Source organism: Psychrobacter okhotskensis (assembly GCF_965638355.1).
GTDB lineage: Bacteria > Pseudomonadota > Gammaproteobacteria > Pseudomonadales > Moraxellaceae > Psychrobacter > Psychrobacter okhotskensis.
This window is the reverse complement of sequence record NZ_OZ281822.1, coordinates 256,512-276,817: the sequence shown is the minus strand read 5'-3', so window position 1 is coordinate 276,817 and position 20,306 is coordinate 256,512. Positions and strand designations below refer to the sequence as shown.

General features: G+C 43.8%; 19 protein-coding genes. 7 read left to right on the top strand and 12 right to left on the bottom strand.

Features of this window, described 5'->3' with window-relative positions:
* From ACSUPM_RS01145 to ACSUPM_RS01135, 3 genes are all read right to left on the bottom strand, one after another.
* Positions 1–1,755, bottom strand: a complete 1,755-nt coding sequence (locus tag ACSUPM_RS01145; RefSeq protein WP_350588406.1) for an AMP-binding protein — start codon at positions 1,753–1,755, stop codon at positions 1–3.
* Between the two features lie 228 nt (positions 1,756–1,983).
* Positions 1,984–3,285, bottom strand: coding sequence for a glutamate-1-semialdehyde 2,1-aminomutase (hemL, locus tag ACSUPM_RS01140; RefSeq protein ID WP_201578135.1), 1,302 nt, complete (start codon positions 3,283–3,285; stop codon positions 1,984–1,986).
* Positions 3,286–3,338: 53 nt separating this feature from the next.
* Complete coding sequence (locus tag ACSUPM_RS01135) at positions 3,339–3,692, bottom strand: zinc ribbon domain-containing protein YjdM (protein WP_025651854.1); 354 nt, start codon at positions 3,690–3,692, stop codon at positions 3,339–3,341.
* A 249-nt stretch (positions 3,693–3,941) separates the two neighbouring features.
* Here ACSUPM_RS01135 and ygfZ point away from each other — a divergent pair, with 249 nt between their 5' ends.
* Both ygfZ and ACSUPM_RS01125 read left to right on the top strand, forming a co-directional pair.
* Positions 3,942–4,694 (top strand): CAF17-like 4Fe-4S cluster assembly/insertion protein YgfZ, encoded by a 753-nt coding sequence (ygfZ, locus tag ACSUPM_RS01130; RefSeq protein WP_201578136.1) that lies wholly within the window; start codon positions 3,942–3,944, stop codon positions 4,692–4,694.
* A 64-nt stretch (positions 4,695–4,758) separates the two neighbouring features.
* On the top strand, positions 4,759–6,084 hold the full coding sequence (locus tag ACSUPM_RS01125; RefSeq protein WP_350588405.1) for a D-amino acid dehydrogenase: 1,326 nt from the start codon (positions 4,759–4,761) through the stop codon (positions 6,082–6,084).
* 56 nt (positions 6,085–6,140) lie between these two features.
* On the opposite strand, the gene ACSUPM_RS01120 is transcribed toward ACSUPM_RS01125, so the two are convergent.
* Together ACSUPM_RS01120 and ACSUPM_RS01115 are read right to left on the bottom strand one after the other, a co-directional pair.
* On the bottom strand, positions 6,141–8,339 hold the full coding sequence (locus ACSUPM_RS01120; RefSeq protein WP_350588404.1) for a molybdopterin oxidoreductase family protein: 2,199 nt from the start codon (positions 8,337–8,339) through the stop codon (positions 6,141–6,143).
* A gap of 85 nt (positions 8,340–8,424) precedes the next feature.
* Complete coding sequence (locus tag ACSUPM_RS01115) at positions 8,425–9,207, bottom strand: TetR/AcrR family transcriptional regulator (RefSeq protein WP_025651850.1); 783 nt, start codon at positions 9,205–9,207, stop codon at positions 8,425–8,427.
* A 288-nt stretch (positions 9,208–9,495) separates the two neighbouring features.
* Between ACSUPM_RS01115 and ACSUPM_RS01110 the strand changes: the two genes are divergently transcribed.
* Positions 9,496–10,725: an NADH:flavin oxidoreductase/NADH oxidase family protein gene (locus ACSUPM_RS01110; protein ID WP_201567074.1), complete on the top strand. Its 1,230-nt coding sequence runs from the start codon at positions 9,496–9,498 to the stop codon at positions 10,723–10,725.
* A gap of 456 nt (positions 10,726–11,181) precedes the next feature.
* Complete coding sequence (locus ACSUPM_RS01105; RefSeq protein ID WP_101211315.1) at positions 11,182–11,385, top strand: CsbD family protein; 204 nt, start codon at positions 11,182–11,184, stop codon at positions 11,383–11,385.
* Positions 11,386–11,937: 552 nt separating this feature from the next.
* Here the strand turns inward: ACSUPM_RS01105 and ACSUPM_RS01100 are convergent.
* Entirely contained in the window at positions 11,938–12,645 is a 708-nt protein-coding gene (locus ACSUPM_RS01100) for a ZIP family metal transporter (protein WP_025651847.1), read from the bottom strand.
* Positions 12,646–12,967: 322 nt separating this feature from the next.
* Here ACSUPM_RS01100 and ACSUPM_RS01095 point away from each other — a divergent pair, with 322 nt between their 5' ends.
* Together ACSUPM_RS01095 and ACSUPM_RS01090 are read left to right on the top strand one after the other, a co-directional pair.
* Positions 12,968–13,456 carry a hypothetical protein gene (locus ACSUPM_RS01095; protein WP_436880100.1) on the top strand — a complete coding sequence of 163 codons (489 nt, stop codon included), beginning with the start codon at positions 12,968–12,970 and terminating at the stop codon, positions 13,454–13,456.
* Between the two features lie 245 nt (positions 13,457–13,701).
* Positions 13,702–14,064: a hypothetical protein gene (locus tag ACSUPM_RS01090; protein ID WP_201577915.1), complete on the top strand. Its 363-nt coding sequence runs from the start codon at positions 13,702–13,704 to the stop codon at positions 14,062–14,064.
* A 34-nt stretch (positions 14,065–14,098) separates the two neighbouring features.
* On the opposite strand, the gene ACSUPM_RS01085 is transcribed toward ACSUPM_RS01090, so the two are convergent.
* Together ACSUPM_RS01085 and ACSUPM_RS01080 are read right to left on the bottom strand one after the other, a co-directional pair.
* Complete coding sequence (locus ACSUPM_RS01085) at positions 14,099–14,410, bottom strand: NGG1p interacting factor NIF3 (RefSeq protein WP_173239562.1); 312 nt, start codon at positions 14,408–14,410, stop codon at positions 14,099–14,101.
* A 70-nt stretch (positions 14,411–14,480) separates the two neighbouring features.
* Complete coding sequence (locus ACSUPM_RS01080; protein ID WP_201577913.1) at positions 14,481–15,113, bottom strand: DNA-3-methyladenine glycosylase; 633 nt, start codon at positions 15,111–15,113, stop codon at positions 14,481–14,483.
* Between the two features lie 438 nt (positions 15,114–15,551).
* Between ACSUPM_RS01080 and ACSUPM_RS01075 the strand changes: the two genes are divergently transcribed.
* A complete protein-coding gene (locus ACSUPM_RS01075) occupies positions 15,552–15,953 on the top strand; it encodes a hypothetical protein (RefSeq protein WP_025651081.1) in 402 nt (133 codons plus the stop codon).
* Positions 15,954–16,185: 232 nt separating this feature from the next.
* Here the strand turns inward: ACSUPM_RS01075 and purC are convergent, their stop codons facing one another.
* The 4 genes from purC to ACSUPM_RS01055 all read right to left on the bottom strand — a co-directional run bounded on the left by purC (position 16,186) and on the right by ACSUPM_RS01055 (position 20,093).
* Positions 16,186–16,899 carry a phosphoribosylaminoimidazolesuccinocarboxamide synthase gene (gene purC, locus ACSUPM_RS01070; protein WP_025651082.1) on the bottom strand — a complete coding sequence of 238 codons (714 nt, stop codon included), beginning with the start codon at positions 16,897–16,899 and terminating at the stop codon, positions 16,186–16,188.
* A gap of 140 nt (positions 16,900–17,039) precedes the next feature.
* Positions 17,040–17,360 (bottom strand): hypothetical protein, encoded by a 321-nt coding sequence (locus tag ACSUPM_RS01065; protein ID WP_227502331.1) that lies wholly within the window; start codon positions 17,358–17,360, stop codon positions 17,040–17,042.
* A gap of 131 nt (positions 17,361–17,491) precedes the next feature.
* Positions 17,492–18,397, bottom strand: coding sequence for a 4-hydroxy-tetrahydrodipicolinate synthase (gene dapA, locus ACSUPM_RS01060; protein WP_025651084.1), 906 nt, complete (start codon positions 18,395–18,397; stop codon positions 17,492–17,494).
* Between the two features lie 487 nt (positions 18,398–18,884).
* Positions 18,885–20,093: a hypothetical protein gene (locus tag ACSUPM_RS01055; protein WP_025651085.1), complete on the bottom strand. Its 1,209-nt coding sequence runs from the start codon at positions 20,091–20,093 to the stop codon at positions 18,885–18,887.
* Positions 20,094–20,306: the final 213 nt, after the last annotated feature.

Below are 20,306 nucleotides of genomic sequence, written 5' to 3'. Positions count from 1 at the left end.
TTAGCGTAAGGATTTACGCAATATTTTACCGACTGCGGTCTTAGGCAACTCATCGATAAACTCGTATGACTGCGGGCGTTTATAGCCAGTCAGACGTTCACTGGCAAAGGCTGCCAGCTCCTCAGCCGTTAAGCTCGAATCTTTTTTTACTACAAAAGCTTTGGGTACTTCACCGCTATGCGCATCTTCAATTCCGATGACCGCCACCTCGAGCACTTTTGGATGCTCAGTCAACGCTGCTTCTACTTCGTTAGGATACACGTTAAAGCCTGACACCAATATCATGTCTTTCTTACGATCAACGAGGGTCAAAAAGCCTTGTTTATTCAGTAGCCCAATATCACCTGATTTAAAGTAGCCATCATTAGTAAAGGTATCGCTATTGTCTTGGCGCCAATAACCCTGCATTACTTGTGGCCCTTTGATACCGACTTCTCCCGGCGTTCCGATAGCACATGCTGAGCCATTGTCGTCTATGATTTTGATATCCATCATAGCGAGCGGTAGACCGACGCTACCATTAAAACCATCTATACCTGGTGGGTTAAAAGAGATAACTGGCGCGGTCTCCGACATGCCATAACCTTCGTTGATAATCATGCCAGTGCCTTGTTGCCATTGATCAGACACTGCTTTGATAATCGCGGTGCCGCCCCCGATAGATAAGGCCAAGCGACTAAAATCAAGGCTAGCAAATTTTGGATGATGCAGCATCCCAATGAATAAGGTATTGACCGACGGAATGACATGCGGACGATGCTGCTCGATGGTCTTGACCAGCCCATCAATATCACGCGGGTTGGTGACCAGTATGTCTTCCCAACCACCATAGATGCCGAGCAGACCACAAACGGTGAATGAGAAAATATGGTACAGCGGTAGCGGATTGAGTATTTTAATCTGCTCACTGCGACCTGTTTCAATCGCACTGCCAAACATCGCATAACACTGACAGACATTAGCCATCACATTATAGTGTGTGAGCATCGCGCCTTTTGGCTTGCCAGTCGTGCCACCCGTATACTGTAACAAGGCTAAATCTTCGCGCGTGATAGTAACGGGCTTATATTGCTCAGCGTGGCATGCACTCATAATGTGGGCAAAGCTGACACTATGTACTGAAGTATTGTTTGTAGCGCTATCGTCTGTGGTTGTGCGAACACTGTTTGCTTGGCTATTAGTTATGTTTGCTGTCTGGTCGATGCGCGTCAGTAAGGCGATATCGTTATCGGCAGGTTCGGCATTGGGGTCTACGGAACAATGTACGACCAAGGATAATTGCGCTTTTACCTCTTCATCGAGCTGATCGTAAGCGGCTGTCATCCCATCAAGGACGATCAATCCGCAGGCTTGAGAGTCAGTCAGCTGATGCGCCAATTCATAATGGGTATACATCGGATTGACATTGACCAATACCGCGCCTGCCCGTAGACAACCGAGCAATGCCACCGCGTACTGCAATATATTTGGCAGCTGTACGGCAATTCGTGCCCCTTTTTCGATATTTTCTGCTTGTAGAAAGGCAGCAAAACGGCGGCTAGCAATATCTAGTTGGGCAAAGGTTACTGTGGCTGTTCCCATACTAAAAGCCACCGACTCACTATGCTGCTCAATTTTTGGTTGTAGTAAATCCAGCAGATTGTGCTTACCTTCTAACACATCCAAGTTATTTTTTAGTCCATATTGCTCATAGGCGGCTTGCCACAATGGAGGAACCGTGGCGCTAGGCGAGTTATTTTCAAAGCTATTACTCATTAGGTCGCGTCCTTGCTCAGTCATTATCATTAGCCTCAGAATAGCACAACTTATTGTCTGTTTTATAGATGGGCAATCATGGCTTCTTCTGCATGCCCGCCATTTTTAGCCTATTTAGTCACTTCCATCCAGAGTCAGGACATACCCTAGCCATAAAAAAACCAGCACATTGGCTGGTTTTTATTTTAAAAGTTTAAAACTTAGTTTTTACGATGATGAATATTTAGATTATGCGTTGGCCATTTCTGCAAATATCTCATCGGCAGCTTTGATTGATGCCTCGATGTCTGCATCGCTATGCTTGATAGACATAAAGCCCGCCTCATAAGCAGAGGGTGCCAGATAAATACCGCGATCGAGCATACCGTGAAAGAAAGTATTAAACACGGTCATATCGCACTCTGTCACATCATCAAAATTCTTTGGCGTTTCGGTTGCACTGTCTTTGACAAAGAACATGCCAAACATGCCGCCCAATTTATTGGTACGCATATTAATGCCATGTTTGTCCGCAGCTGCTTGGAAACCATCAACTAGATGGTCTACTTTCGCTGCTAATTCATCATAAAACCCGTCTGTCGTTAAGTCTTCAAACATAGCAATACCGGCACGCATCGCCAGTGGGTTGCCTGATAATGTGCCGGCTTGATAGACACCGCCGAGTGGCGCAATACACGACATAATGTCTTTTTTACCACCGAAAGCGCCAACGGGCAAGCCTGCACCGATAATTTTACCAAAGCAAGTTAGGTCAGGGTCGATACCGAAATGCGCTTGTGCACCGCCAAGTCCAACACGAAAGCCCGTCATAACTTCATCAAAGATAAGCACTGAACCGTTGGCAGTACACTCTGCACGCAAGGTATCATGAAACTCTTGGCTCGGAATGACCATATTCATATTGCCAGCGATCGGCTCCAAGATAACGCAGGCAATTTCATCACCCCATTTTTCAAAGCAGTCTTTAATCGCTTGTGGGTCATTATAAGGAATCGTAATCGTGTGCTTAGCGAAGTCTGCTGGCACGCCTTTTGACGTTGGCTCACCGATATCAAGCATACCTGAGCCTGCTTTTACCAATAAGCTGTCTGAATGTCCATGGTAACAACCTTCAAATTTGACGATTTTGTCGCGCTGGGTATAACCACGTGCTAGACGAATGGCACTCATGGTCGCTTCTGTGCCTGAGCTGGTCATACGAATCATCTCAACGCTCGGGACGATTTCACAAATTTTATCTGCAACGGTGGTCTCAAACGGTGTTGGGGTACCGAAGCTTAAACCATCATCAGCCGCTTTTTTGACTGCATCAATTACTTTTGGATGCGCATGACCCAAAATCATTGGACCCCAAGAGCCAACATAATCGATGTAAGCATTGTCTTCGGTATCATAGATTTTGCTGCCGTTAGCACGGTGCATAAAGATAGGTGTACCACCTACTCCTGCAAAGGCACGGACTGGCGAGTTGACGCCACCTGGAATGTGTTTGCGTGCTTGCGCAAATAGCTGTTCGTTTTTAGTGCTCATAGTTATTCTCTATTATTTTATTAACAGTAAATTCATTTTTTTATTAAAGTTGTTTAAGCCTTTTTAACGACCGAAGACTTAAGCTTCATTGGACCGTAGCCATCAAGTTTACAGTCAATATCATGGCCGTCAGTAGCATCTGGCAATAGACGAATGCTTTTCGCCTTAGTGCCTACTTTAATAATGACTGAAGAGCCTTTGACCTTTAAGTCTTTAATGACAGTAACTGCATCACCGTCTTGCAACTCGTTACCAACTGCATCACGAATGACGGCGTCTTGGTCTGCAGCTTCAGCCGCATCTGTTTCAGCCGCCGTCCATTCATGAGCACACATCGGACATATCAGTAACGCACCATCTTCGTACGTATATTCAGCATCACATTTTGGGCAATTTGGTAAGCTCATAATTTCCTCAGCAGCCATCATCATTTAGGTTTATTCTAGACCCAGCCTAGACCCTAGCCTAGTTATATCATTGTACCGCAACTCGCGCCCTTTAACCAATTGGCACGGTTGAAAATTGGGGACTGCACCCAATCTAGACCTTAACCGTAGCGTTTTTTATAGCAGTGTTTTTTGTGGTACTCTTCTTAGCCTCATATAGTTTTAACACCTAAATATTTAGAATAAAATTCCATTATAAGGATAGTAACAATGACTCAGTCTTCAAATGTATCGGCTTTGCCGCAGTTTGCACAATTAACCTTACAGGGCGAGGATGCCGAAAAATTCTTACAGGGTCAAATCACCACTGATGTAACCAAAATCGGCCTCAGCTACCAGCCCACAGCGCTTAGTAATATTAAAGGGCGTATTGATTTTGGTCTTTGGATAAAAAAACAAGACGAAAATCAATTTGATGTGGTCGTTAGTGCCGATTGTGTTGAATCCTTCCAAGCACATTTAAAAAAATACGGTGCTTTTTTCAAGTTTGAGACCAGCGCGCCAACGCCAATTTATCCTTGCGTGATTGGCGATGAGCCGACCTTTAGTCATAAGGATGAGCATAATACTGCTGAAGATACTCAAGCTTGGATGCAGCACAGTATCGAAAACGGTAACTATTGGATCGTGGCAGCAACACAAGGCGAGTTTCAGCCGCAAGAGCTGCGTCTGCATCAGCGCGGTGGTATGGACTACGATAAAGGCTGCTATCTAGGTCAGGAAGTCATCGCTCGCATCTATTTTAAAGCGGCACCCAAAGCATTTTTACATTATGTAAAAGGCTCAGGTGATGTCCCAGCAGCAGGTGACAAGCTAGAGAAAATTCAGATAGTCAATGCGATTGCCACTGCCGAAGGCTTTGAGGCATTAGTGGTTGCCCGTCCTGAGCATTTGGCCGATAGCGAGCTTACGATATTAGACTTACCGCCAGCACTACAAGCGGATGTGGCGCGCCAAAAGTAACCCAAAACCCAAAACAGTAAGCACTATTTAAAGCACTTTTACTAAAAACGCAGCAGAGCAATCTATGACCCATATTGCGGTACTCGGAGCGGGTGTGGTGGGCGTAACCAGCGCCTGGTATCTTTGCCAAGCAGGCTACGATGTGACCGTCATTGAGCGTGAGCCAGCCGCCGGTATGCAAACCTCCTTTGCCAATGGTGGGCAGATATCGGTTTCGCATGCGACCCCTTGGGCGAATCCTGCCACACCAATGAAGGCGCTTAAATGGCTGTTTCGCGAGGACGCACCATTGCTCTATCGCTTGCGTGCTGATAAGGCACAGCTCAAATGGGCCATGCAATTTTTGCAAGAATGTCGTGCTGAACGAGCCGATGCCAATCTGGTACAAATGGTGCGTTTGGGTCTGTATTCACGCGATGCTTTGCAGCAACTACGTGCTGACATCGGTATCAATTATGAGCAGCAAACGCGCGGCATCATGCATTTTTATACCAACCAAGCAGAGTTTGACGCTGCTATTGCGCCAACAGAGCGTATGCAAGCGCTGGGCTGTGAGCGCCATGTCATCGACATTAATAACGCGGTCAGTTTGGAGCCAGCACTTTACCCTATTGCCCATAAGCTCACGGGCGCAACCTATACCAGCCATGATGAATCGGGTAACGCGCACTTATTTACTCAGCGTCTAGCTGAGCGTTGCGCCGATGCTGGCGTGCAATTCTTATATGATACGGAAGTGTTGGCGTTAAACGCAGACGCCAACTCTAACAGTCCACATATCCATAGTATTATCATTCGTCCCAAGGGTGAAAACGCGCAAACTTTTAGTGCTGATAGCCATGTGCTAGCCCTCGGTAGCTATAGCGTGTCATTACTAAAACCTTTGGGAATACACGCACCCATATTTCCAGCCAAAGGCTACTCAGCCACTTATCAAATCAATCCTCGCGCCCCGCATCTCGCTCCCTTTGTCAGCCTCATTGATGACGAGTTTAAGTTAGTAACCTCACGCCTTGGCGATAAATTACGCGTCGCAGGAACGGCTGAATTTAACGGCTATAATTTGGACTTAAATAGTACCCGCTGTGAAGCGATTACTCGCCGTGTGCAGCAACTATTCCCGAAAGGTATCATTGCCAATTCTGTGCAATATTGGACGGGGCTACGACCGATGACCCCTTCTAATGTGCCATTAATTGGGCGCGCGCATAGCGGTCAAGTGCGGCATGGCAGTCATAATACGCACGCGACTTTTGATAATCTATGGCTAAATACGGGGCATGGCACGCTTGGTTGGACTCATGCTTGCGGTTCTGCAAAGGCTATTAGCTTATTGATGCAAGGCGAGACGCCGCAGGTAGATTTTGATTTTATTGGTCTAAAAGTATAAAAAAAGGCACTAATATAAGTACCTTCTTCATTTAAACTAAAATTTTTAAAGTTATTTTATGCCGCACTAGTAGATTCAACCTTAGCATCAGTCGTGTTCAAATCAACCCCTTCTAGCTCGATTGCTTCTAGCTGTACTGGTACACCATTGACCGCTGCATTACCACTTAGCTGATCGATTAACGTATCGTCCGTCAAGTCGTTAACACTAACGCCAGCATGCGCTTGCGCGATTTTCTGCTTCACGCCTTTGCGCCCATGACCCCAACCATGAGGAATACTAACCACGCCCGGCATCAGCTCATCCGTCACTTCTGCGACGATCGTCACGTGACCAACGCGTGAGGTAACTTTCACCTCTTGACCATCTTTAATACCATAGTTTTCCGCTGTTTCAGGATGCAGCATCAGGGTACAGCGTGGTTTGCCTTTGACCAAACGATGGCTATTGTGTAGCCACGAGTTGTTGCTACGCACATGGCGACGACCAATCAATAGAATCTGTTTATCATTATATTGCTCCATCATATCTTGTACACGCTCTAGATCCGCCTGATAAAAATCAACGTTAAGATGAATCTGCTGGTCTTTATGTTTTAACGCTTGCGGCAGCATCGTTTTTAGTGGCCCAAGATCCATACCATGGGGATGTTTCTTTAGTTTCCTCAAACTCATATGGTAATAAGGCCCACGCTTTAAGCCTTGATCGAGTATTATTTTTGGTCCTAACGTCTTTACCAATCGACGCTCAACTTTGGTCGCCAGAGGGGCTTTTTTATCCAGTCGCTCTGCTAATTCTAGGTAGATTTGCCAATCGTGTTTGGCATTTTTTTGCTTAGCAAATAACGCTGGAGAGTATTTAGCGACGTTGTGCACCGCAAAACCATTAAAGGTGACGTCATAATGATCACGCTCTAGCGGTGATACGGGTGGCAAAATAATATTGGCGTGGCGACTGGTTTCTGTCACGAAATAATCAAATGAAACCATAAAGTCCAACTTTGCTAAAGCTTCATCTAGTTTTTCACCGTTCGGAGTGCTGAGCACCGGGTTGCCTGCGACAGTGATAAAGCCTTTTAGCTGTCCTTCGCCTTCCACGAGCATCTCATCTGCCATCGCAACCACGGGGTAATCGCCATTAAAATCAGGCAAATTGCTGACGCGACTGTGGCGCTTACCTAAATAGCCGGGGCCAGAGTTATTCACCAGATCGACCGCCGGATTAGGGAACATCAAACCACCCACTTCATCTAAGCGACCGCTGACGATATTGATTATCATAGACAGATACTGACTTAATAAGCCGAACTCTTGCACCGATATGCCCATACGGCCATAGCAGACTGAGCTTTCCGCTTCACAAAACTCTTTGACGAGGCGTTTGATTTCAGGTGCCGTAATACCAGTAATATCAGCAACTGACTCTGCGGTATAGGTTTTAGCAAAGTCTGCGAGTCGTGAAATTTCTGGCGTTAGAGCCGCCGCCCTATTATCAATCTGTGCCTTATCCGCATAGCCTTGTAGATAGATTTCGTTGAGCATTGCTAGCAGTAATAAGACATCGGTCGCTGGACGAATAAAATGGTGCTCGCTAGCAATATCTGCCGTTTCTGTGCGCCTTGGATCAATCACCACCACCTTGCCATCACGGGCTTTGATATCTTTTAGCTTCTGGCGCATATTGGGGGCAGTCATAATACTGCCGTTAGATGCCAGCGGATTGCCGCCAATAATCAGCATATACTGGGTACGATTGACATCGGGTACTGGGATGCGCAGCATATGACCAAAGAGATGCATGCAGACGATATGATGCGGTAATTGGTCGATTGAGGTGGCAGAAAAACGACTGCGCGTCTTTATACTGGTTAATAAGTGCTTAACGGTCAACATCCCGCCTAGGTTATGCACGTTGGGGTTGCCCAGATAGATACCGAGCGCATTTTTACCATATTTTTTTTGTACCGTTTGGACGCCCGCTGCTACTTTATCTAGCGCTTCAGGCCAGCTGATTTCCTTCCAGCCATTCGCCGTTCTCTCAACGGGTTGACGCAAGCGATCAGGATCTTCATGCAAATCTTGCAAAGCCGTCGCTTTCGGGCAAATATAACCTTGCGAAAAAGGGTCATCTTTATCGCCTTTAATCGATAGCACCTTATCGCCATCGTGTTTGATGACGATACCGCACATCGCCTCGCATAGGTTACAAGTTCTAAAATGGGTTTGCTCATTGTTTTTGGTTGGCTCATTACTCATCGTCGTGCTCCCTATTATTTTTTATCCGCGTTTTTGCTATGTAAATTCCGTTTAAATCTTTTTATAAATTGGACTGCCTTGATGATTAGCCGCTCATTTCTTGCCATTCTGTGGTAAAGAATTGACTAAAAAGCGCATCGAAATTTGTGCTTAACATCGAGATAGCTTGCTGTCTGCTATAACGCTGCTGATGACAGCCAACTATTAATTCATGGACTTGAGCGGCGGCGATATCGACACAAAGATTGACTTCCGAGCGTTCAAAAGAACATCCAGATAAGGACAATCCTTTTATAAATATTGCCGTCCACTCTTCTTGTATTTCGGTCATTAAATTGCCTAAACCCTTATCCAATAGGCTGTTATTTTCTTGGGCTGGATTTTTTGAATCGCTAGTTAATAAACATTCATTCAATAAATCTTGCTCTTTTATACTTGGGGCAAAGCGCAGACGGTCTTCGAGCAAACGCTGAAATAAAGCAATATTCTGAAATGCTGCATCAAAAATCATATTTAAGCAGTGCTGACAACGCTCATTGAACTGCGCTTTAGTTAATCTAGGATAATCCTTTAGCATATCAATCCACGCCATACGCATGGGCGATAAATAGTTCTCCTTAAGCTGAGCACCCAGCTCTTGTTGCAGCGCCTCTAAGCTCGCAAAATGATTGTAAAAACTCGGCTGCGCGATGCCTGCGCCCTTGGCCACTTTATTCATACTCATGCCACAAGCACCTTCCACACGATAGAGCTGCAAGGCACTTTTTAGGAGCGCGCGTCGTGTCTTGGCTTTTGCCAGCTCACGCTTTGTTTCAGTTGTTGCACTGTCATCTGCACTGATGAAGTCTGTTTTAGCATTTGCCTTCAATGTTGACCTCGATTTATATTTTAAAATGACTTACGGGAATAATTACTACATCGACTATAAGACTATAGTCATTTAAACTATAAGTCTATAGCTTAAATTTTTAGTACAAAGTTTTTAGAAAAAGAGGGTTATAAAAACCTCCCCAAAACCACATGCAGTCGTTTCAAGATAAGTTGGATACAAGAAAGGCTCGCTAAGTCTTAGCAATAACAGACTGAGCAAGCCTGACACTGCACGCCATTTATATAGAATCGACTTATATAGAATTGACGATACTTAGGATTTATTATGACATCAGCCGTTTTCTCTCCTTTTACCTTGCCATGTGGCGCTGTGCTGCCAAACCGCTTAGCCAAAGCCGCTATGGAAGAAAACATGGCAGATAAAGGGCAAATCCCCGGTCCTACTATTTTGCGCCTATACCAACGCTGGGCGGAAGGCGGTACTGGGTTACTGATTACTGGTAATGTTATGGTTGATGGCCGAGCAATGACGGGACCTGGTGGCATCGTATTAGAGAAAGACAGTGATTTAGCACCCTTTCAAGCATGGGCGCAAACGGTTAAAAAGAACCATAGCCACATTTGGATGCAAATCAATCATCCGGGTCGCCAAGTCTATGCAGCTATGGGAGGCGATGTGTTGTCACCTTCTGACGTTTCCCTTGATTTAGGAAAGCACTCTCATCTGTTTGGCAAGCCTTGTGCCATGACCCACGAGGATATTGAGCAGCTGGTTCAACGCTTCGTCGATACCGCTGCCAAAGCTGAACAAGCGGGCTTCGATGGTGTGCAAATTCACGGGGCTCATGGTTACTTGATATCACAGTTTTTATCGCCGTTGACCAATAAGCGCACTGATGAATTTGGCGGTTCAATCGAGAATCGTATGCGCTTATTAATTTCGGTGATTAAAGCCGTCCGTGCCCAAGTCGCCCCTAGCTTTGCGGTATCAGTCAAATTAAATTCGGCTGATTTTCAACGTGGTGGCTTTGATGCTGATGATGCCAAAGCTGTTGTTTTAGCGATGCGCGGGCTTGGTGTTGATTTGGTTGAACTGTCGGGTGGCAGCTATGAGAGTCCGGCGATGCAAGGTACAACGGCAGATGGTAGAACCTTACAGCGAGAAGCCTACTTTTTAGCGTTCGCCGCCGAGATTGCACAAGTGGCCAGCATGCCGATGATGACTACTGGTGGGGTCAGGCGTTTAGCGGTAGCAGAATCCGTATTGGCTCAAGGTATCGATATCGTCGGCATGGGCACTGCGCTCGCCATGAACCCATCTTTGCCCAATGATTGGCAACACAATGAGCAACTAAGTGCGCACGACCCAGCCGTACGCTGGAAAGACAAAACCTTGAGCGCTATCGCCACCATGGCGGTCATTAAGCGTCAGCTACAACGCATGGGGCAAGGAAAAACACCTAAGACCAATGCCTCGCCACTATTTTCGTTAATTAGCGACCGCATACGCTTAAAGAAATTAACAAAACGTTATCAAGATTATTTGGCTAAGTAGCCTAAATCGATTAATAACCACAGTAAAAAGCAGACGCCATTTTATTAATAGCGCCTGTTTTTTATTTGCCTATACGAATATAGGGTTCGCGTTATTGAGAAAGCACGCTCATTTTTATTTTTCAATAAACCCTTTCTTAATTCATTTACCTATTGCACTGATAAAACCCCTGCTTTATTACACAAAGATGGTCTCCATAACATAGCCATGCAGATTGCTATCATGAAGTAACACTCTAAACATTGCGCATACAGACAGCCGAATTCTTGACGCCTATATTAGATACATCAGCTAGCTTGTTTTTATAAATTTTTTATAACGACTCGACGAGTTCTTATTAAACAAGAGCTTATCAAGTAAAACGGTCATTAGAAAAAAGCTACTGAATAAAATGTTAAGAAAGGCCAGATGGGATAAATGTCTTGATAAACAAATAATCAAAAAAGGAATATAACAATGAACGAACATACTCTAAAAGGCGAATGGAACCAAGTGAAAGGCTCAGTAAAACAAAAATGGGCTGATCTGACTGATGATGATTTAACCCATATCGAAGGTAGCCGCGATAAGCTGGTCGGTCGTGTACAAGAGCGTTATGGCCATGCAAAAGAAGATGCTGAACGTGAAGTAGATGACTGGCGTCGCGAAAACAAATACTAAGTTATCAGTCAAATAGCGAACAATGCTATTGATGATTTAATTCGATGATCTAATAAGTCAAAAAACCGCATAAATCTTATGCGGTTTTTTTGTTAGCAGCCATTTAACGCTTTATACACTACTCAATAACGTATCTAAAAAAGGTTGAATAAAAAACTCTTAAGCTCTAGACACGATAAAACCGCATAGCAATTGATTGTTATGCGGTTTTATTGTTAACCATCCATGTTACCTATCACGACTGTAATCTATGCATCCTTGCATAACGTTCAGTGTGTTGCGATATCGGGCATCCTGCCCTGTTTACTACCGTTATTAGCATTAATAATGCTACTAGCAAAGGTTATGTATCCTTTCTTCGTTCACTATTATCATCCTGACGCTAGTAAACGAATCATTATCCTTAATGCGGTCAACTCAATCCTTGAGTTACATTCCCTTATGCCGTGTATGTATAATGCCTAATTCTCACTCCGATGTTAAGTCGCGTAAACGTCATTGTGTGTAAGCATATGCTTACACGAGAACCTGATAACGATTTTATTGCTATTTTCAAATCAGCATTTCCCCAAAAATACCGACCAAAAAGCCGAGCGTTGCCCCAAGCGAGGTCAGATAACTCTTATCCAGCTTACTGGCAGGAATGATATCTTGGATAAGTAGATATAAAATACCCCCACTCGCAAAAATCATAAGATGGGCGGTAAGATTAGGATGCTCGCTCAATAAAAAATGCCCGATCAGCGCAGATATAACGCCAAAAAAACTGAGTCCAAAAAAGATGGTCAACGTCCTTTTAACACTAAAACCGCTCTGCACCATATCACGAAAGGCATTGAATGACTCTGGAAGGTTTTGCAGACCAATAAACAATGCTAATAATAGCGACAGCTGCGGTTCAATCGCGAATACCGCTCCTAGCGCGATGGACTCCGGTACAAAGTCCATCATCATAGCGAGTAAGGTTGCCTGCTGACTATTCGATTCAGCCAACTTACGATCTAGCAGCATAAACAGGATGGCTCCTGATAAAAATGAGCCTGTGACACCCCAAACACTCAATACCTCCATACCCTTTGGCAATAAAACGAATGCCAATGCCGATAAAATAATACCCGCACCGAACGACATCGAGGTATGAATAAATTCATATTTGACTGGGCTGTCTGTGACATGGTGGTCAAAAACATTGGCCAATAAACCGCCTATAAACACGGTTATACCTGCAAAAGCTGAAAACAAAATAAGCTTGAATAGCATTTATGGTTCCTTTTCATCGCTACCATTCAGAGATATGCTGCTTTGTTAGCTAAGTGATCAATTAAGCGATATATCATTAAACGGGCAATTACAACTTATTAACGCAAATGACACTTAACATCAAGTTTTGTGTCTTATCATAGATAATGTAAGAAAATATTTCTAGCCATCAGATAAATAAGAAAGTCAGTTAGTCATGCAATTATTACTTCTGCATTTATAAAGGCTACCAAGTGACATAGACATCAACCACATGACGCTGTTAGATGTGACAAGTGATCCGGTAATTATCAATCCAAAAAATATCGTAGGGGATTTTATCATGAAAATTTTGCAGCTATTCTCATTGAAGACAGCGATATCAGCTGGCCTTTCACTTACCTTACTAGGCACGATGGTCGGTTGTACCGTCGTTGGTCCAGGCTATGACAATCAGTCCGTCTATCGCGGTGATAAGGGTTACAGCAATGCTAACTATAACCGCGTTAGCCAACAGCTGCGCAACGATTTACGTCGTAAAGGGTATCAGGTCACGGACATCAGATCTGACCGTTATCGCGGTAATCGATTGCTCACAGCCTATGCCAAAAAGAACAATCAAGCCTACGAGCTCAAGTATACCTACCCTGATTTAAGGCTTATCAGCTCAAACAGGCAAGACTGGTCGAAAAAACGCGACGATGACAGGTATGATAACGACCGTGATTACGATAAGCACGACTATGATAAAAAAGGTAAGTATAAAAATAAAGGTAAATACAAAAAGAACAATAAGTATAAAAACAAAGACAAATATAAAAACAACTGGTGATACTGATAAAGCCAATGTCAGTGAAAACAGTAATCCAGTTAAATTTGCATAGGTTCAATTGATAGATTTCAGACAATGTATCGCAGTTTATGGAAAAGTAATGCCAAGTCTGCTTTAGTGCGTCTAAAAGTAACATTGTGGCATCGTCAACCGATTGATGCCTACGGTCAAATAAGCCAGCCCTTGGTTTGTTTGGCCATTTTTTATAACACTGTCAAAAAACTTGAACTTGATAAGAGGATATTATGAATATCACAACCCTACTAAAGCCAACCATTGCCACCGCTATGGTCACAGCGTTAATGATAACGACAGGTTGCGTCACTGCCCCCGGCTACAATGCGTACGGCGACCTTTACGAGGACGTTTATAAAGACAGTAAAGTCTATAAGAAGCATAAAAAAGCTATCAAAAACGTTGATAAAGAGCTTTATCAACCAGCTATCGAACAACGAGCCGCCAATAAAGTCAGTAATATGGGCTACCGTGTCAAAGACGTCAAATATAAAAGAGGCGATAGCAAAATAAAGGTAAAGGCCACACGTGGTAGTAAAGATTATAAAATAGAACTTGGCTATCCAGGCTATCAAGTAATTAAGATAAAATAAGCCTAAACCACTGCTAATAACCTACCTTTAAAGCTCAAAAGTCTAGCACTTCGATGACATCATAGGCAGGCGTCTCATAAGGGTGCGCCTGCTTTAGTGCTTCAATGACTTGAGCAATATTAGCAGTAGCAACCACCATCTCAACTCGCCACTCATCAACTTTTTCGAGCTTATCTTGCGCGCCAATATGCGGATCACTGCCTGCCAGCGGCATAAACTGCCCCACCCCTTGTACTTGCCAGCAGCAGCACTCGTAATTGCCAATCGTACCAGCGCCTGCTGCAAACAAAGCAGACTTAACTGGCTCTAATGCTGCTTCGGGAACAAAAACTGTCAATTTGTACATAGTGTTACCCTTTGTTTTATCTATTAGTATGAAAGAGCAGCTCTATTACCATCAGAGAGTAGCCATCGTTTTATTTTTTTGACAGTGAAGGATGGTCGCTCCAGATATAGCGCAATAGCCAGTTTTTGGCATCGCCAGCGTAGTCAATGCCGATACGAGGACGCAGCGATACCGGTGGCTGACAGCCATCATCTTCGAGCCAAACTGCTGACTCCACACTGATAGATTTGCCATTTAACGCGCGATCAATTTGTAAGCGCTTCGTTAATTTGCCAGGACCTGCCATCTGGGTTGGATGAGTAAGTTGCTTATTCGTGCTCAGAAGCTGTTCTTCCATCAAACGATCACTATCGTCGGTCAAAAATCCAGCCCGTATTAATACCGACTCAGGAGACTCTTCTCCACCGCTGACCAGATTGAGCATATGATGCACACCGTAAGTCAGATAGACATAAAACATGCCGCCTTGCGCATACATAATTTCAGTACGAGCCGTTCGGCTACCCGCATGCGAATGACAAGCAGGGTCGTCCTTACCGATATAGGCTTCGGTTTCTGAGATACGCATGCGCAAGATTTTCACTGTGCCATCGGTATCCGTTAACTTTCTACACAGTACTTTGCCAATCAAATCAGCGGCGACCACACAGGTTGGTCGAGTAAACCAACTAGGGTCTAAAACAGTTGATGAAGCAGTAGACATTAGCAAAACCTTTTCTTATTTTTATCATCTAATTGACATGACCAAATATTAATAAACAAGTATTAATAAATTAGCATAAAAGTAAGATAAGATATTGAAGACAATGTTGGCGCTATGTTTGATTTTTTATACGAGTTAGACTATAAATCTGTGGTCGGAAGGCTAATATTAATAGTGCGTGGTAAGTATCAATACTTATGGATAAAGAGGATTTCGTCATTAAGTATTATTGATAAACAGATAAAAATCGCAGTCTGTTTTGAGTAGTTCCACAAATCTAGTCTATTTTAAGTGGTTTGTTAATAGGTTTGAGGGGCAAAATAACTGGTTCCGTTGGGGTATACCTTTAACAGTTTTTATGAGTTCTTAACTAAACACAGTAACGAAGGATTTGTGATAAATTTATAATTTGGAAAGAGCTACAGAAGGTAAGTTTTAATGATTACATCAGCTGAAGAGTTTCTCTTACTCAGAACAAGTGACCACACCCAAGATTATGGAAGAGCGATTAACGAGTGTGCAGCATTGGAAACGTGGTTTGAAATAATACGTCACTACCCAACTATGCGCGAGTGGGTAGCTCTAAATAAAACAGTTCCAATAGAAGTTCTTGAAACGTTGACGTACGATGACAGTCCTACCGTTAGAGGGAATATTGCTATGAAAAACAAAATAACTAGAGAAATATTTGAGGTATTGGCAGATGATAAAGACGCCTCTGTCAGAAATAGACTCGTCTATAATAAAAACATACCAAAAGACTTGCTATTGAAGTTAACCAATGATGATGAATCGTTCATCAGAAAAAACGCTATAAATAAGATTAGTGAAAAATTTTGAGTAAGCAAAGCCAAACAGTTCGATACCTATATAGCGCATCAATCACGATAGAATATGTATGGTAAGTACACACCATGAGGTACACTGTGACTATTTCAGCGATTTGAAACGTTGATACCATTAGCCTACAGCCGAAGGTTTAAGTCCTCACTAGGGAACCATCATTAATATGATGCCATAAAAAACTGAGCACATGGCTCAGTTTTTTTGTGTTGCGCTAGACATTTACGACTTAGCTAAGTGGCACACCAATACGGTTGGCCACTTCTTCGTAAGCTTCGATAACATCGCCTAATGATTGACGGAAACGGTCTTTATCCAATTTCTTCTTGGTGTTTTTGTCCCAAATACGGCAGCCATCTGGTGAGAACTCATCACCCAAAACGATACGGTCGTGGAATACACCAAACTCTAATTTGAAATCGACCAGTATTAAATCGCCAACTGCAAACAGTGCTGTTAGCACCTCATTGACTTGATGCGTCAGCGCTTCCATGCTCGCAAGCTGTGCTTGAGTTGCCCACCCAAGAGAAATCGATAGTGACTCATTAACCATCGGATCGCCAAGCGCATCATCTTTATAAAACAGCTCATAAGTAGGCGGCGTCAATGCTTGCCCTTCTTCTAGGCCTAAACGGCGCACCAAACTGCCCGCTGCAAAGTTACGTACGACGCACTCAACGGGAATCATATCTAGGCGCTTGACCAATACTTCGTCTTCAGATAGCTGCTTTTCAAAATGCGTTTCAATACCAGCGTCAGCCAATTTTTGCATAATAAAAGCATTAAAGCGGTTATTAACTACGCCCTTACGTGCTAACTGTTCGATACGCTTACCATCGAGCGCCGAGGTGTCATCACGGAAGTGTAAAATCAAAAGATCGTTGTCTTCTGTTTCATAGACAGATTTGGCTTTGCCTTTATATAGCAGTTGTTGCTTTTGCATTATGGAGTTCCTGTTCGTTCAAGCTTATGTGGTAAAAACGCGCAGCGACCGCTGGACTCTGTACGACGTCATTCATTAATCTATTAGATCATGAATAACCATAGTAAAAAGTCAGCGGTATAAATAGGGAAACACAGTTTTTAGTTTGATGACTCGCTCACGGCAACAGCGCGTTGCGGCTTAGGTAATTGATACTGCTTACCCGCTTCGTTCTGTAAGGTGAGTGTATTGGCACCTGCATTTGGGGTGGCGTATAACGGTACAAAAGGTGCTGGCTCCTGAGCAACCGGTAGCTCTAGAGGCGCAAGCTTTTTGCTTTCTTGATATTCTAAGCTGCCATTATCGCGCTTACCAAGAAAACCTTTGGTCATTTGACAGCCACTTAATACTAAGGTGCTACCCAATATCAAAACCATCATAGCAGGAAATGTTTTGGTAGGGCTTGATGATACTTTCATCATATTATCTCTCTGAGTTAGCAATTTTTGCTTATTTGGGCGACTGACTTATCGTTACCGTTAAGCGCCTCACTAAGCCCTAAATCATTAATAATAATGTAGGGCTTAGTGTTTAACCATTCAATCGTCAATACTTATCGTAAATTCGCACGAACCAACGCTTCATCAATGGTGGCATGATGTTGTTCTGCCAACCATACCAACGGCAGACGAATACCAGTATCTATCATACCCATCTTATGTAACGCATATTTTGCTGGAATGGGACTAGATTCAATAAACAAATCACGATGTAAGTGTTTAATCACATCATGCGCTTTATTGGCGGTATCAAGGTCGCCGCGTAGCGCTGCCGAAAACGTTTCGCTCATCGCTTTTGGCGCGACGTTAGCCGTTACCGAAATATTACCTTTGGCACCCATCTGCATCAAATCAAGCGCCGTACCATCATCGCCAGATAGCACAACGATACGGTCGCCAACCGCTTTAATCAACTGCTCACCACGAGCAACTGAACCGGTCGCGTCTTTAATCGCCACGATATTATCGATATCAGCCAAACGCTCAACCGTATTCTGCGCGATATCAACTACAGTACGCCCTGGTACGTTATAGAGCATCTGCGGGATCTTTACGGCTTGGGCAATCGCTTTATAATGCTGATACAAGCCTTCTTGTGGCGGCTTATTGTAGTAAGGAGCGACCAATAATGCACAGTCTGCACCAGCATCTGCCGCATCTTGGGTGAGCTTGATGGCTTCAGTCGTATTATTCGCGCCTGTACCCGCTATCACTGGTACACGGCCTTTGACGTGCTGCACAAAGTAGCGAATCACATCGCTATGCTCTTGCATCGACAAAGTCGCTGATTCGCCAGTGGTGCCCACGGCAACGAGGCAATGGGTGCCCTGCTCGATCTGCCAGTCTATGAGGTCGGCCAGACGTTTATAATCGACCGTGCCGTCAGGATGCATGGGCGTTACCAAGGCCACCATAGAGCCTTGTAGTCGGGTTTTAATCTCGTCGTATGCTGTGCTCATAACTGTGCCTTACTGTTGTATTATCCTAGCTTTATTCAAGCTGTCACATGATCCATCGTTTGCAATCGCCAATGTCTATTTTTACATTAATAACCAGATCAATGGTAGCTATTGCATGATGTTCATACTGGGCGTTTATATACAGATGATAGTGACATTCTCATTATAGAATCATGTGTATATCTATCCGCATGGACATTATTTTTGTCCATTGCCGATGCTGTCTATCAATCATAATAAAAACGCCTACTAGTGTAGCATATTTTGATTTAACCGCTATCAGTCAATTAATGCTCAGTCCAGATATACCCTATCTATTTGCGCGCTATTCCAAGCGCTGTTTAGCGCTAATGTTATGCAACATAGACACAAGGGCGGCTGCTTATAGACCTTATTATTTAAGGCTTACTGTTTAGGGCTTATTGAACATTGATAAACAGTTAGTTTAGCGTAATTATGCAAGCGGGATAAATGCTTTTGAATTATTTTAACGAATCGTCAACACATCGATGGTCGGACGATACCAGCGAAAAGGTAACCCTCGGGTGCCCACTCCACTACTGACAAATATCTGCGCGCTACCATGCTGGTATAGGCCGCGCTGCTTACCCATGCGACTGTTATCCAACAATGACGACTGCTTGCCTATACGGCGAATGTCTTGCTTTTTTTGCGCCGTTAATATGTTTTTCTGTATTGCTTTGGCCGCACCGGTAATCAATAAAGGTCGGGGCTGCAACGATTTTGGTAAGTCGCTAATACTATCAAATCGTGACGCAAGAATAATGACAGGTTTAGTTGCCTGCTCAATTTCAGCACTCAGCACAGCTTTATTAGGCACATTCAAAGTGTCGTCATCGTTCAATTGTTTCGGGATATCTTGCCAGCCGCAAAGTATGGCCACGACTGGATTGTCCTGTAGATATTTTTGCGTGCTGGTATCTGGATGGCCTTTTATATAACTTGCTTGATTTGCTATCAATCGACCGTTGCCAGTTCGAGCACATTTAAGCGGCAACGACGTACATTGCTGCCCGATATAATTGATATCCAGTACGTCAAAAGCATTGGCCAAGGTGTCTTCTAACAATGGCTGACCTTGCTTGGTAGTATTGATCGACTGATAACGCAAATCCGAGGTACTCATGACCGTATAAACGGGCTTATTTACCCCTTTAAATAGCATCAACTGCCCGACCAAATCGGCGCTTGGATAATAGAGCCAATCACCTGTGATCAATACCGCATCTGCTGACAAGGCATTGATGGTAGCGACCAGCTTGCTGATATGACGCGGCTTGCCACTATATAAACCAATGCGCAAATCGGCTAATACCGCCACCGTAAGCGGAGTTGTTAAGCCCAAATCAACAGCATGATGCTGCAAACGCAAACGATTGGGCTGCACAACCACCGTATAAAAATACAGACCCATGGCAATGACAGCCATCAATACGGCATTCGGTGACAATTGTGCCAGCATGGGTGTCACTTGTTGTACTCGCCCAATAATCAATAACAGTGCCCAAAAAGGCATGGTATAGGCAGCGTAATATAGCAACAACTTTGACCAAATACGCCAAAAGCGTTTTGTGGGATTGGCATTGAATGTCTGTAATCCTGACCACAATATGATATACGCTAGCAAGGCTGCTGCTATAGTGATGCTAAGCGTATAAAAAGCGTGGTCAGTCATAATTACCTAGCTATATATAAAGGTATGAATAGTCGTTTGTGCCGTTGGGCGCGCAATCAAATCAATGTTGGTCAATCAAACCAATGTCCAAATTAACGTCCAAATCAATGTGACTTGCTCACCGTTAAATTGAGCAACAGCAACTCATCAAAACCAATCGGTAAAAAAATCAGCCATTATAGAGGTCGAGCTCTATGATAGACAAGTATAATT

Excerpts from the sequence above, each read along its gene's own strand:
- ACSUPM_RS01145 (WP_350588406.1), bottom strand. The coding sequence starts at position 1,755 with ATGAGTAATAGCTTTGAAAATAACTCGCCTAGCGCCACGGTTCCTCCA.
- hemL (WP_201578135.1), bottom strand. The coding sequence starts at position 3,285 with ATGAGCACTAAAAACGAACAGCTATTTGCGCAAGCACGCAAACACATT.
- ACSUPM_RS01135 (WP_025651854.1), bottom strand. The coding sequence starts at position 3,692 with ATGAGCTTACCAAATTGCCCAAAATGTGATGCTGAATATACGTACGAA.
- ygfZ (WP_201578136.1), top strand. The coding sequence starts at position 3,942 with ATGACTCAGTCTTCAAATGTATCGGCTTTGCCGCAGTTTGCACAATTA.
- ACSUPM_RS01125 (WP_350588405.1), top strand. The coding sequence starts at position 4,759 with ATGACCCATATTGCGGTACTCGGAGCGGGTGTGGTGGGCGTAACCAGC.
- ACSUPM_RS01120 (WP_350588404.1), bottom strand. The coding sequence starts at position 8,339 with ATGAGTAATGAGCCAACCAAAAACAATGAGCAAACCCATTTTAGAACT.
- ACSUPM_RS01110 (WP_201567074.1), top strand. The coding sequence starts at position 9,496 with ATGACATCAGCCGTTTTCTCTCCTTTTACCTTGCCATGTGGCGCTGTG.
- ACSUPM_RS01105 (WP_101211315.1), top strand. The coding sequence starts at position 11,182 with ATGAACGAACATACTCTAAAAGGCGAATGGAACCAAGTGAAAGGCTCA.
- ACSUPM_RS01100 (WP_025651847.1), bottom strand. The coding sequence starts at position 12,645 with ATGCTATTCAAGCTTATTTTGTTTTCAGCTTTTGCAGGTATAACCGTG.
- ACSUPM_RS01095 (WP_436880100.1), top strand. The coding sequence starts at position 12,968 with ATGAAAATTTTGCAGCTATTCTCATTGAAGACAGCGATATCAGCTGGC.
- ACSUPM_RS01090 (WP_201577915.1), top strand. The coding sequence starts at position 13,702 with ATGAATATCACAACCCTACTAAAGCCAACCATTGCCACCGCTATGGTC.
- ACSUPM_RS01085 (WP_173239562.1), bottom strand. The coding sequence starts at position 14,410 with ATGTACAAATTGACAGTTTTTGTTCCCGAAGCAGCATTAGAGCCAGTT.
- ACSUPM_RS01080 (WP_201577913.1), bottom strand. The coding sequence starts at position 15,113 with ATGTCTACTGCTTCATCAACTGTTTTAGACCCTAGTTGGTTTACTCGA.
- ACSUPM_RS01075 (WP_025651081.1), top strand. The coding sequence starts at position 15,552 with ATGATTACATCAGCTGAAGAGTTTCTCTTACTCAGAACAAGTGACCAC.
- purC (WP_025651082.1), bottom strand. The coding sequence starts at position 16,899 with ATGCAAAAGCAACAACTGCTATATAAAGGCAAAGCCAAATCTGTCTAT.
- ACSUPM_RS01065 (WP_227502331.1), bottom strand. The coding sequence starts at position 17,360 with ATGATGAAAGTATCATCAAGCCCTACCAAAACATTTCCTGCTATGATG.
- dapA (WP_025651084.1), bottom strand. The coding sequence starts at position 18,397 with ATGAGCACAGCATACGACGAGATTAAAACCCGACTACAAGGCTCTATG.
- ACSUPM_RS01055 (WP_025651085.1), bottom strand. The coding sequence starts at position 20,093 with ATGACTGACCACGCTTTTTATACGCTTAGCATCACTATAGCAGCAGCC.